The following is a 12,983-nucleotide window of genomic DNA, read 5'->3' on the forward strand; positions in this document are numbered from 1 at the left end:
ACGTTCGCCACCCCTTCCCCGCGGGTGGGCCCCGGGGAAGGGGTGGCGAACGTATGCTGGCTGGCAGCTACAGGAAACTTCAGGAACTCCAAGGAACTCCAGGAAGCAGCAGCCATGCGCGTCTACGTCCCCCTGACCCTCCCCGGTCTCGCCGAGGCGCACAAGGCGGGCGAACTGGGCCCGGCCCCGCTGATCGCCTACGGGGTCACTCCCGCGCTGCGCGAGTGGTACCTCTCCGACGACATCGAGGAGCTGGAGTACGCCGCGCTGAGCCGCGCCGCGCAGGCGTCGCTGCGGCAGCTGGCGGTCGACCGGCAGGCGCCCCGGCGGCGGGTCGTGGTGGCGGTGGACGTGCCCGACGCGGATGCGGTCGCGGACCCGGACCGCGGGCTTGACCACTCCTCCCTCGGGGAGGTGCGGATCGCGCTCCCCATGCCGCTGGCCAAGGCCGCCGCCGTGCACGTCGACTCCGACGACGCCGAGCGGGACGTCACCGCCGCGGCCGAGGCGCTTGGCGCGGCGGACATCGGCGACGACGACGCGCAGTTCACGGTGGACGGCGCGGAGGATCACGAACTGCTCTGGTACGACGCCAAGGAGATTCCCGACCTTGTCGGGTGAGGCAAGGAGGGATTGTCGTCCCTGTCGGGCCCCTTGGGTACGTTCGTGAGATGGGGAAGAACGTGACGCACATCGTCTGGGACTGGAACGGCACCCTCTTTCACGACATCGACGCCGTGATCTCGGCCACGAACGCCTCGTTCGCCGAGATCGGCCTGCCCCCGATCACCCTGGAGCGCTACCGCGAGCTGTACTGCGTCCCCGTGCCGCGCTTCTACGAGCGGCTGATGGGGCGGCTGCCCACCGACGACGAGTGGCAGGCCATGGACGATGCGTTCCACCGTCACTACTGGGTCCTGGCCGAGGAGGCCGGTCTGGCGCTCGGGGCCAGGCAACTGCTCGCCGACTGGCAGGCGGCCGGGCTCACCCAGTCGCTGTGCTCGCTGGCCGAGCACGAGCGGCTGATCCCCCTGGTGCGTACGCACGGCATCGAGCCGCACTTCACGCGCGTGGACGGGCGCACCGGCCAGAGCGACACGGGCAAGGCGGAGCAGATGGTGCGCCATGTGGCCGCGCTGGAGGGCGTGCCGCCGGACCGCGTCGTGGTGATCGGGGACGCGGTCGACGACGCCGTCGCGGCGCGGCACGCGGGCGCCCGCGCCGTGCTGTACACCGGAGGCTCGCACAGCCGCGCCAGCCTGCTGGCCGCGGGCGTGCCGGTCGTGGACAGCCTGGAGGAGGCCGTCGCCGAGGCCGGGGAGCTGCTCGCCTGAGTCGACTACGCCTTCGCCCGCAGCACCGCCAGAAACTCCCGCATCCACGCAGGATGGTCCGGCCACGCCCGCGAGGACACCAGCGTCCCGTCGACCACCACCTCCGCGTCCTGGAAGTCCGCCCCCGCCGACTGCATGTCCGGCTCCAGCGCCGGATACGCGGTGACCCGGCGCCCGCCGAGCCCCCCGATCGCCGCCGTCAGCAGCGGTCCGTGGCAGATCTGGGCCACTGGCTTGTCCGCGTCGAAGAAGGCCTTGAGGATCTTGCGGAGCTCGGGGTCGTTGCGCAGATATTCGGGGGCCCGCCCGCCGGGGATCACCAAGGCGGCGTACTGTCCGGGGTCGACCTCGGAGAAGGCGAGGTCGGCGGGCCAGGTGTAGCCGGGTTTCTCGGTGTATGTGTCGAAGCCCTCCTCGAAGTCGTGCACGACGAACCGCAGCGTCTTGCGGGTCGGGGCCGCCACATGGACCTCGTAGCCCTCTTCGCGCAGCCGCTGGAGTGGGTAGAGCACTTCCAGGGATTCGGCCGCGTCGCCGGTCACGAGCAGGATCTTCGCAGGCAAGCCGTCCACCTCCACAGGTCAACAGGTCACGTCGACCGCCGGATGCGACACACCGGGCGCACCGGGCGCACCGGGCGCACCGGGCACACCGAGCACGCCGGGCACACCGCGTGCCGGACCCGACACGCCGACGGTCGAACAAGCCTCACCAATCACCGCATACGGCCACAGTGCCCCCGCGGCCGGGCTTTGCCAAGAGGCCCCGCCGGACCTGCGTCGCTGTCCAATACGTCAAACTTCAGGGCCCGGTTTTGTACACGAACGGCTCATGACGCTCCCCTGGGGTGGGGAGATAGCCTTACTGCGTGATCAGCGCGATAGGCCGTGGGGGCGATGAGGCCCCCGCACCGATCCCGGATTCCTACCGGGCTCGGGCCGCCGCTGACCGGTGCCGCCTGGGGCCTTGGTCACTTTCGGCCGAGTCCGCCCCGGCCATCCCCCGCACGGGCATATCGTCGTCCCAGACCGGATATCCCGCGTCGCGACGTCATGCCACCGCTATCGATGTCACGCAACGGCGCGCGACAGGAGCCAGAGGACATGCAGACCAAGCTGGACGAAGCCAAGGCCGAGCTGCTCACACGGGCCGCCCGGGTAGCTGAGAGCAGTCCTGCCGGGGGACAGCAACCGGTACAGGGACCAGGCCCCGAGACCCTGACCGCCTACCTTCAGCACTACTACCAGCACACGCCGCCAGAAGACCTCGCGGGCCGCGACCCGGTCGATGTCTTCGGTGCCGCGCTCTCCCACTACCGCCTGGCCGAGTCGCGCCCGCAGGGTACCGCGAACGTCCGGGTGCACACCCCGACCGTCGAGGAGCACGGCTGGACCTGCAGCCACTCCGTGGTCGAGGTGGTCACCGACGATATGCCGTTCCTGGTCGACTCCGTCACCAATGAGCTGACGCGCCAGGGCCGCGGCATCCATGTCGTCATCCACCCGCAGATCCTGGTCCGCCGCGATATCACCGGGAAGCTGATCGAGGTCCTGGACGTCGTCCCGGACGGCCGGCCCGAGAAGCTGCCGCACGACGCGGTGATCGAGTCGTGGATCCATGTCGAGATCGACCGCGAGACCGACCGCGGCGACCTGAAGCAGATCACGGCCGATCTGCTGCGCGTGCTCTCCGACGTCCGTGAGGCGGTCGAGGACTGGGAGAAGATGCGTGAGGCGGCGCTGCGCATCGCCGAGGGCCTGCCCGAGGAGCCCACGGCCGGCGAGGTGCGCCCCCAGGAGATCGAGGAGGCCCGCGAGCTGCTGCGCTGGCTGGCCGACGATCACTTCACCTTCATCGGCTTCCGCGAGTACGAGCTGACGCAGGCGCCCACCGAGTCCGGTGGCGAGGAGGATGTGCTGAGCGCCGTGCCCGGCACCGGCCTCGGCATTCTGCGCTCCGACCCGCACCACCGGGACACGGACGAGAGCGCGCACGCCGGGCTGCCGGCGGCTGCCGACGGCGCCGCCGGGCGCCCCGTCTCGCCGTCGTTCAACCGGCTGCCGGCCGATGCCCGCGCCAAGGCGCGCGAGCACAAGCTGCTGGTCCTCACCAAGGCCAACAGCCGCGCCACCGTCCACCGCCCCTCGTACCTGGACTACATCGGCGTCAAGAAGTTCGACGCCAAGGGCAATGTGATCGGCGAGCGGCGCTTCCTGGGCCTGTTCTCCTCCGCCGCGTACACCGAGTCCGTGCGCCGGGTCCCGGTGATCCGCCGTAAGGTCGAGGAGGTCCTGGAGGGCGCCGGGTTCCAGCCCAACAGCCACGACGGCCGGGATCTGCTGCAGATTCTGGAGACGTACCCGCGCGACGAGCTGTTCCAGACCCCGGTCGACCAGCTGCGGTCCATCGTGACCAGCGTGCTGTACCTCCAGGAGCGCCGCCGGCTGCGGCTGTTCCTGCGTCAGGACGAGTACGGGCGCTACTACTCGGCCCTTGTCTATCTGCCGCGTGACCGCTTCACCACCGAGGTGCGGCTGCGGCTGACCGACATCCTGCTGGAGGAGCTGAACGGCCGGGTGCCGGTCGACTTCACCGCTCTGCACACCGAATCGGTGCTCTCCCGGCTGCACTTCGTGGTCCGCGTCCAGTCCGGCACCGAGCTGCCGGACCTGACCGACGCCGATGTGGAGCGCATCGAGGCCCGGCTGGTGGAGGCCGCCCGTTCCTGGGCCGACGGCTTCGCCGAGGCGCTGACCTCCGAGGTCGGCGAGGAGCGCGCCGCCGAACTGCTCCGCCGCTACCAGCACGCCTTCCCCGAGGGCTACAAGGCCGACCACTCGCCGCGCGGCGCGGTCGCCGACCTGCAGAACCTGGAGCGGGTGAAGGACAGCGACCGGAACTTCGCGGTCAGCCTGTACGAGCCGGTGGGGGCGGCGCCCGCCGAGCGCCGCTTCAAGATCTACCGCGTCGGCGAGCAGGTCTCGCTGTCCGCGGTGCTGCCGGTGCTCACCCGGCTCGGCGTCGAGGTTGTCGACGAGCGCCCGTACGAGCTGCGCTGCTCGGACCGGACCAGCGCCTGGATCTACGACTTCGGGCTGCGGCTGCCGCGCCACGACGGTGACGGCCTGGCCGACGACGCCCGCGAGCGCTTCCAGAACGCGTTCGCCGCGGTGTGGACCGGGCAGGCGGAGAACGACAACTTCAACGAGCTGGTGCTGGGCGCCGGGCTGACCTGGCGGCAGGCGATGGTGCTGCGCGCGTACGCGAAGTACCTGCGGCAGGCCGGGTCCACCTTCAGCCAGTCGTACATGGAGGACACCCTCCGGACGAATGTGCACACCACCCGGCTGCTGGTGAGCCTGTTCGAGGCGCGGATGTCGCCCGAGCGGCAGCGGGCCGGCACCGAGCTGACCGACGCCCTGCTGGAGGAGCTGGACGCGGCGCTGGACCAGGTGGCCTCGCTGGACGAGGACCGCATCCTGCGCTCCTTCCTCACCCTCATCAAGGCCACCCTGCGCACCAACCACTTCCAGAAGAACGAGGACGGGCAGCCGCACGCGTACCTGTCCATGAAGCTGGACCCGCAGGCCATCCCGGATCTGCCCGCGCCGCGCCCGGCGTACGAGATCTGGGTCTACTCCCCGCGGGTGGAGGGTGTGCATCTGCGGTTCGGCAAGGTCGCGCGCGGCGGTCTGCGCTGGTCCGACCGGCGTGAGGACTTCCGTACCGAGATCCTGGGCCTGGTCAAGGCGCAGATGGTGAAGAACACCGTCATCGTGCCGGTGGGCGCCAAGGGCGGCTTCGTCGGCAAGCGGCTGCCCGACCCGGCCGTCGACCGGGACGCCTGGCTGGCCGAGGGCATCGCCAGCTACAAGACCTTCATCTCCGGTCTGCTCGACATCACCGACAACAATGTCGGCGGGCAGGTCCAGCCGCCCAAGGACGTCGTCCGCCACGACGGTGACGACACCTACCTGGTGGTCGCCGCCGACAAGGGCACCGCGACCTTCTCCGACATCGCCAACGAGGTCGCCCAGGCGTACGGGTTCTGGCTCGGTGACGCCTTCGCCTCCGGCGGTTCGGCGGGCTACGACCACAAGGGCATGGGCATCACGGCCCGCGGCGCCTGGGAGTCCGTCAAGCGGCACTTCGGCGAGCTCGGCCACGACACCCAGACCGAGGACTTCACCGTGGTCGGCGTCGGCGACATGTCCGGCGATGTGTTCGGCAACGGCATGCTGCTCAGCGAGCACATCCGGCTGGTCGCCGCCTTCGACCACCGGCATATCTTCCTCGACCCCAACCCGGACAGCGCGGTCTCCTACGCCGAGCGCCGCCGCATGTTCGAGCTGCCGCGCTCCTCCTGGGCCGACTACGACACCTCGCTGCTCTCGCAGGGCGGCGGCATCCACCCGCGTACCGCCAAGGCCATCCCGATCACCCCGCAGGTGCGCAAGGCCCTCGGCATCGAGTCGCGGGTCGCCAAGATGACCCCGGCCGATCTGATGAAGGCCATCCTCAAGGCCCCGGTCGACCTGCTGTGGAACGGCGGTATCGGCACCTACGTCAAGGCGGCCACCGAGTCGCACGCCGATGTGGGTGACAAGGCGAACGACGCCATCCGGGTGGACGGCCAGGACCTGCGGGTCAAGGTCGTCGGCGAGGGCGGCAACCTGGGCCTGACCCAGCTGGGCCGGATCGAGTTCGCGCTCAACGGCGGGCGGATCAACACCGACGCGATCGACAACAGCGCCGGTGTGGACACCTCCGACCACGAGGTGAACATCAAGATCCTGCTCAATGAGCTGGTCCGCGAGGGCGATATGACGGTCAAGCAGCGCAACAAGCTGCTGGCCGAGATGACCGACGAGGTCGGCGCGCTGGTGCTGCGCAACAACTACGCGCAGAACGTCGCGCTCGCCAACTCGGTCGCCCAGGCTCCCAGCCTGCTCCACGCCCACCAGCGGGTGATGCGCCGACTGGGGCGCGAGGGGCGGCTGGACCGTTCGCTGGAGTTCCTGCCCACCGATCGCCAGATCCGGGAGCGGCTGGCCGCCGGGCGCGGGCTGACCCAGCCCGAACTGGCCGTGCTGCTCGCCTACATCAAGATCACGGTGGCCGAGGAGCTGATCACCACCGACCTGCCGGACGACCCGTATCTGCAGCGGCTGCTGCACGCGTACTTCCCGCAGGCGCTGCGGCAGAAGTTCACCGAGCACGTCGACGGCCATGCGCTGCGCCGCGAGATCGTCACCACGGTGCTGGTCAACGACACGGTCAACACCGCCGGCGCGACCTTCCTGCACCGGATGCGCGAGGAGACCGGCGCCTCGACCGAAGAGGTGGTGCGCGCCCAGACCGCGGCCCGCGCGATCTTCGAGCTCGGGGAGGTGTGGGACGAGGTCGAATCCCTCGACAACAAGGTCCCGGCCGATGTCCAGACCCGGATGCGGCTGCACTCCCGGCGCCTGGTCGAGCGCGGCACCCGCTGGCTGCTCGGCAACCGCCCGCAGCCGCTGGAGCTCGCCGAGACCATCGAGTTCTTCGGCGAGCGGGTCGCGGCGGTCCGCTCCCAGCTGTCCAAGCTGCTGCGCGGCGCGGATGTGGAGTGGTACCAGACGATCCACGACGAGCTGACCGCCGCCGGGGTGCCGGACGACCTGGCCACGCGGGTGGCGGGCTTCTCCTCCGCCTTCCCGACGCTGGACATCGTCGCCATCGCCGACCGGCTGGGCAAGGACCCGCTGTCCGTCGCCGAGGTGTACTACGACCTCGCCGACCGGCTGCGGATCAGCCAGCTGATGGACCGGATCATCAACCTGCCGCGCGCCGACCGGTGGCAGTCCATGGCCCGTGCCTCCATCCGCGAGGAGCTGTACGCGGCGCATGCCGCCCTCACCTCCGATGTGCTGTCGGTGGGTGACGGCGGTGCCTCGCCCGAGCAGCGGTTCAAGGCGTGGGAGGAGAAGAACGCGTCGATCCTGCAGCGGGCGCGCACCACGCTGGACGAGATCCAGGGGTCGGAGACCTTCGACCTGGCGAATCTGTCCGTCGCCATGCGCACCATGCGCACGCTGCTGCGCACCCAGCGCTGAGGGGGCTGCCGCGAGGCGCCGTAGAGCGCTGACCGGCATCGCCTGGCGTTGACGAGCGTTGACCCATTTGCCGCGCCGCCCGGGGCCCGCCCCGGGCGGCGCGGTGCGTTCGGCCCGGCCCTCCCGTCAGCGCTCAGCGATCTTTTCACCCCAGCTGTCCCCATATCGGGCCTATCCGGACGAGTCACCCTATAGTGGGCACACGGTGAGCGCTGTTCTCTCCTGTCCGGAGGTGTTCCATGCCCCGATTCAGCATCGTCATCGCCGCCTATCGAGTGCAGGGTTTTCTGAGCAGCTGCCTGGACTCGGCGCTGGCCCAGTCGTTCGACGACATCGAGGTGGTGGCGGTCGACGACTGCTCTCCGGACCACTGCGGCACGATCGTGGACGAGTACGCGGCCCGGGACAGCCGGGTCGTCCCCGTCCACCAGCAGGTCAACTCCGGGCCCGGCCACGCCCGTAACGCCGGGGTCGACCAGGCCACCGGCGACTATCTGCTCTTCCTGGACGGCGACGACACCCTCGCCCCCGGCACCCTCCAGGGCCTCGCCGACCGGCTGGACCTCTGCGAGGACCCGGACATCCTCTACTTCAACCACGTCCGCACCTACTGGTGGGACCGCGCGGAACCCAGCCTCTTCGGCGGGCTGCTCGCCTCGGCCGGGACCGACGTCTTCTCCATCCAGGAGCGCCCGGAATTCCTGCGGATATTCGCGATGTCGTCCAATCGCGTCTACAACCGCGCCTTCTACACCCGGCACGGCTTCGCGTTCAGCGAGGGCATCTACGAGGACGCCCTGCTCTCGTACAAGACGATGCTGACCGCCGAACGAATAGCCTGCGTGGACCTGGTGGGCCTGGAATACCGCCAGCGGCGCGTCGGCGCCAGCACCGGCAGCCCCGGCGAGAAACACTTCGCCATCTTCAAGCAGTACGCCCGCCTCTTCGAATTCCTCGACGGCCGGCCGCATCTCGAACCACTGCGCCCGATGCTCTTCGAACGGGCCGTCTCGCACTTCCTGTTCTGCCTGGGCCGCCGCTCCCGGGTGGCGGCCGAGGACCGGCCCCGCTTCTTCGACCGGGCCGCCGCGTGGTACCGCGGCCATGTGCCCGACGGATTCACCCCGCCCGGCGACGCCGAATGGCGCTTCGAGGCGCTGGCCCGCGGCTCCTTCGTCCGCTACCGGGAACACGAGCTGACGGAACGGGCGGCGGCCGGGGCCCGCAAGCTCAAGCGGATGACCCGGCGGCCCCTGGCCGCCCGCGCCAAGCGGAGCCTGTACCGGGTCCACCGGCGGCGGTCGGTCGACCCCAACCTGGCCGTGTACTCCGCGTACTGGGGCCGTGGAATGCTGTGCAACCCGGCGGCGGTCTACTACAAGGCCAAGGAGCTGGCCCCGGAGGTGCACGGCCTGTGGGTGGTGCGCAAGGCGGCGGTCGACTCGCTCCCGGAAGGCGTCGACTACGTCATCTCCGGGACCCGGGACTTCTATTGGGCCATGGCCCGCGCCAAGTACTTCGTCAACAACGTCAATTTCGCCAATGACGTGGTCAAGCGGCCGGGCACGGTGCATTTGCAGACCTTCCACGGCACGCCGCTCAAATGCATGGGCCTCGACCAGCAGCGGTATCCGGCCGCCGCGTCGGGGATGAGTTTCGGCAATCTCCTCAAACGCGTCGACCGCTGGGACTACGCGCTCTCCGCCAACCGGCATTCCAGCGAGGTGTGGGAGCGCGTCTATCCCGCCTCGTACCGTCTGCTGGAGTACGGATATCCGCGCAACGACGTCTTCTTCTCGGCCTCGGCCGACGACGTCCGGCGCATCCGCAAAGAGCTGGAGATCCCGGACGGAGCCCGCACGGTCCTCTACGCCCCCACGATCCGCGACTACCAGAAGGGCTTTACGCCCCGCCTGGACCTCGAGCGCTTCAGCCGCGCCCTGGGCCCGGACGCGGTGCTGCTGGTGCGGGCCCACTACTCGTACCAGCCGCAGGCCGGGCTCCGGCAGCTCCAGGAGGCGGGGCTTGTGGCCGACGTCTCGCGCCACCCGTCGGTGGAGGAGCTGTGCCTGGCCGCCGACGTACTGGTCACGGACTACTCGTCGATCATGTTCGACTACGCCAACCTCGACCGCCCCATCGTCGTCTACGCGGACGACTGGGACATCTACCAGGCCACCCGCGGCGTCTACTTCGACCTGCTCTCGGGGCGGCCGGGCGATACGCCGGGGCCCGTCGCCCGTACGGAGGACGAGCTGATCGCCGTCTTCCGCGACGACCGCTGGCGCGACGACGAGGCGACCGCGCTGCGCACCGCCTTCCGGGCCCGCTTCTGCCAGTTCGACGACGGCCACGCGGCCGAGCGGGTCGTACGGACCCTCATGCTGGGCCAGGACGCCACCGATGCCGCCGAGGCCGCATCGCCGCCGTCGGTGTTCCAGCGCCATGGCCTCCCCGTCAAACGAGGTCTGATCACCGGCGTGCCGCCGCATGCGGCGCGGCCCACCCCGCTGTCTCCCGACCCCAACTGACCCTGCGGCTGATCCCGCAGCTGACCCTGCGGCTGATCCCGCCGCGTCCATGCCGTGAACCCGGAGACCGGAGCACCCATGCCCTCTGCGCCCCCTCCCCGTGTCAGCGTGATCGTCCCCGCCTACAACGCCATGCCGGAGCTGACCCGCGCCATCACCTCCGCGCTCGACCAGACGCTCGGCCCGGACCGCATCGAGATCATCGCGGTGAACGACGGCTCGACCGACGGCACCGGCGCGGAGCTGGAGCGCCTTGCCCAGGGGCGGCCCGCGCTCCGCGTCGTCCACCAGGACAACTCCGGCTGCGCGGGCGGCCCGCGCAACACCGGCCTCGACCTCGCGCGCGGCGAGTTCGTCTTCTTCCTCGACTCCGACGACTACCTGGGACCGGACGCGCTGCGCCGCATGGTCGCCATGGCCGACGAGAACGGCACCGACGTCGTCCTGGGCAGGATCGCCTCGGTCGGCGGGCGCGCCGTCCCCCGGGCCGTCTTCAGCCACAACCAGCCCCGCACCGACGTCTTCTCCTCCGCCGCCTATCTGACCCTGGGCCCGTGGAAGCTGTTCCGCCGCTCCCTCATCGAACGGCTGCGGCTGCGCTTTCCGCTCTTCCGCAACTGCGAGGACAAGCCGTTCACCGTGGCCGCCTACCTCAACGCCTCCGGTATCTCCGTGGTCGCCGACTACGACTGCTACTACGTCCGCTACCGCGAGGACCGCAGCAATCTCACCCTCACCGCCGGCGACCTCGTCCACCGCATGGACGGCATCGGGCTGTGCTTCGAGACTGTGGCCCGCTATCTGGAACCCGGTCCGCGCCGCGACCGCATCATGCGCCGCCACGTCGAATGGGAGCTGTGCGGGCCGCTGCGCGGACTGCTGCCCCGCGAGAGCGAACAGGACGCGCGCGAGCGCTTCTATCCGCAGTTCCGGCACTGGGCGCGGACCTGGGCGAGCGACGCGATCTGCCGGCAGATCGACGCCCCCGACCGGCTGCTGATCCATCTGCTGCGCGCCGACCGCTTCGCGGACGTCCTGACGGTCGCGCGGAACGCCAAGGAGGACGCGCGGCGCGGCCATGTCATCGACAAGGGCCGCGTCTACTGGGCGCACCCCTTCTTCCGCGACCCGGACGCCGCCGTCCCCGACGACTGCTTCGACGTCACCGACCGGCTGCCGGTCCACCACCGCCTCGACGCGGCGCGCTGGCACGGCGGCGATGGCGATGGCGGTGTGCTCCGGCTGACCGGCCACGCCTATGTCGAGCATGTCGCCGCCCTTCAGCCGGGCACCGAAGTGGTGCTGCGCAAATACCAGTCCGACCGCCCCGAGGTCCGGGTGGTCACCACCCCCCGCGCCGCCGTCGGTCTGCCCGGCGACGGCGCGTACGAGGACGCGGGCTTCACCGCCGATATCGACCCGGCCACCGCCGACGGCGGGGCACCGCTGGAGCGCGGCCTGTGGAACGTCTACCTGGACGTGTGTGCGCAGGGCGTCAGCAGGACCGTACGGTTCGGCGGCAGCCGCGAGGGCGGCGAGGCCACCCATCCGAAGCCGCGGAGCGTCACGGCGGGGCCCGACGGGCGGACCACCGTCGTCACGCCGTACTTCACCCCGTACGGCAACTTCTCCCTCGACGTCGGCCAGGTCGCCCACCACCTCGACGCCCCGTGCCAGGTCACCGAGGCGTCCTGGCACGGGGGCAGGAGCGGCGTCCTGGCCGTCAGCGGGCGGCTGACCAGCGCGGAGGGCAATGGGCTGCTGCTGCGCGCGGAGAGCGGACGGGGCGAGGTGCGTGAGGTGCCGGTGCGGTACGACGGGCCGTCGGGTGACTTCACGGTCCGGCTGCCCGTCAGAAGGCTCGCCCGGGGCCTGTGGACGCTGACCCTGGTGATGACGGGCGGCGACGGCCCTGAGCCCTGCCGCGCCATGGCCGTGCCCCGGTTCGGCGGACTGGCCGGGACCCGCTGGTTCCGCTTCGGCCGCCCGTACTACGCCAAACCGCTGTCCTGGGGCCCGGCCATGGCGCTCGCCTTCGAGGTGGCGCCGGTCAGGGTCGCCACGGCCGCGCGGCGACGACTGCGGCGGCTCCGTCCTCTCCGCGCCGTGCGACGCCGCGCGACGCGGCGGGGAGTTGCGCGGCCCGGGACAGACGGGACAGGTGGATCGCCCGTACGAGGTACGGGGCGAGCGCCAGCAGGGTGAGCAGACACGCCCCGGTGGCGGCCGTCAGCCCCGCCACCACCCACCGGGCGTCGCCGGTGGCCAGCGTCCCGGTGAGGCCGAGCAGCGCGGTCAGCTCGTACACGAGCATCCGCTGCCCCGGCCATTCGGTGAGCGACCGCAGCGGCCGGTCGGCGATGCCCGGAAGGCGCGGCGCGACATCGCAGGCCGCGAGCGGAAAGCGGAGCCGTCTGCGGATCATCGTGCGCATCGCGGAGTGCAGCGCCTGGCCGCCCAACAGGCACATGACCAGCGTGATGGCAGCGGTCAGACCCGTATGGCCCGCCAGGTCGAGCCGGGCGAGCAGCAACAGCAGGACGACGCTGCGCACCTCGAAGCGGTGGGTCTCGCCTACGTGCAGCCGGCTGAGCCGGTCCATCAGGCCCGGTTCGCAGCGGTGCAGAAACAGGTCGCACACCACACCGAGCAGCGCTGCCGCGGCGAAGGGCCAGCCCGCGCCGTACAGGGCGGTGAAGGGGGTGGCCGCCAGGCAGCCGGCCATCAGGACGAAGGCCGCGAGGCCGGGGGCGGTTCGTATGCCAAGGCGCTCCATGATGTGTGCCCTTCGCTATGGATCAGACGTGCTGTTGATCAGACGTACTTACGCAAACATTAGGTGAATGATCGCTTCTATACCTTTTGCATCGCTCTGGAGGGGTATGGAGTTGCGGCATTGGTGTGACAGACGCCGCCCCTACGGCCCCGACCCGCGGCGGGCCAGCGCCGCCAGGGCGGCCAGGCCCGCCCGGAGCCTGCGGGGGGCGTACGGCCTGCGGGCGGCCGACACGCGGGCGGGGCGG

At 70.7% G+C, this 12,983-nt stretch carries 6 protein-coding genes; 5 read left to right on the forward strand and 1 reads right to left on the reverse strand.

From position 1 onward, the window contains the following. Window positions 1-114 precede the first annotated feature (114 nt). Both CCN51_RS26410 and CCN51_RS26415 read left to right on the forward strand, forming a co-directional pair. Window positions 115-621, forward strand: coding sequence for a DUF6912 family protein (locus CCN51_RS26410; protein ID WP_014179074.1), 507 nt, complete (start codon window positions 115-117; stop codon window positions 619-621). Between the two features lie 50 nt (window positions 622-671). Further along, window positions 672-1,334: an HAD family hydrolase gene (locus CCN51_RS26415; protein ID WP_014179075.1), complete on the forward strand. Its 663-nt coding sequence runs from the start codon at window positions 672-674 to the stop codon at window positions 1,332-1,334. Window positions 1,335-1,339: 5 nt separating this feature from the next. Here CCN51_RS26415 and CCN51_RS26420 read toward each other — a convergent pair whose 3' ends face one another. Continuing rightward, window positions 1,340-1,897 (reverse strand): DJ-1/PfpI family protein, encoded by a 558-nt coding sequence (locus CCN51_RS26420; RefSeq protein ID WP_043491315.1) that lies wholly within the window; start codon window positions 1,895-1,897, stop codon window positions 1,340-1,342. Window positions 1,898-2,437: 540 nt separating this feature from the next. On the opposite strand from CCN51_RS26420, the gene CCN51_RS26425 reads away from it, so the two are divergent. From CCN51_RS26425 to CCN51_RS26435, 3 genes are all read left to right on the forward strand, one after another. Next, window positions 2,438-7,429 carry an NAD-glutamate dehydrogenase gene (locus CCN51_RS26425; protein WP_014179077.1) on the forward strand — a complete coding sequence of 1,664 codons (4,992 nt, stop codon included), beginning with the start codon at window positions 2,438-2,440 and terminating at the stop codon, window positions 7,427-7,429. Between the two features lie 239 nt (window positions 7,430-7,668). Next, a complete protein-coding gene (locus tag CCN51_RS26430; RefSeq protein ID WP_014179078.1) occupies window positions 7,669-9,960 on the forward strand; it encodes a bifunctional glycosyltransferase/CDP-glycerol:glycerophosphate glycerophosphotransferase in 2,292 nt (763 codons plus the stop codon). A gap of 78 nt (window positions 9,961-10,038) precedes the next feature. Further along, window positions 10,039-12,165: a glycosyltransferase family 2 protein gene (locus CCN51_RS26435; protein ID WP_014179079.1), complete on the forward strand. Its 2,127-nt coding sequence runs from the start codon at window positions 10,039-10,041 to the stop codon at window positions 12,163-12,165. Window positions 12,166-12,983 lie beyond the last annotated feature (818 nt).

Origin of the sequence: Streptomyces milbemycinicus (assembly GCF_002154605.1) — a bacterium.
GTDB lineage: Bacteria > Actinomycetota > Actinomycetes > Streptomycetales > Streptomycetaceae > Streptomyces > Streptomyces milbemycinicus.

Coding starts and splice junctions, on each gene's coding strand:
- CCN51_RS26410 (WP_014179074.1), top strand. CDS start 115: ATGCGCGTCTACGTCCCCCTGACCCTCCCCGGTCTCGCCGAGGCGCAC.
- CCN51_RS26415 (WP_014179075.1), top strand. CDS start 672: ATGGGGAAGAACGTGACGCACATCGTCTGGGACTGGAACGGCACCCTC.
- CCN51_RS26425 (WP_014179077.1), top strand. CDS start 2,438: ATGCAGACCAAGCTGGACGAAGCCAAGGCCGAGCTGCTCACACGGGCC.
- CCN51_RS26430 (WP_014179078.1), top strand. CDS start 7,669: ATGCCCCGATTCAGCATCGTCATCGCCGCCTATCGAGTGCAGGGTTTT.
- CCN51_RS26435 (WP_014179079.1), top strand. CDS start 10,039: ATGCCCTCTGCGCCCCCTCCCCGTGTCAGCGTGATCGTCCCCGCCTAC.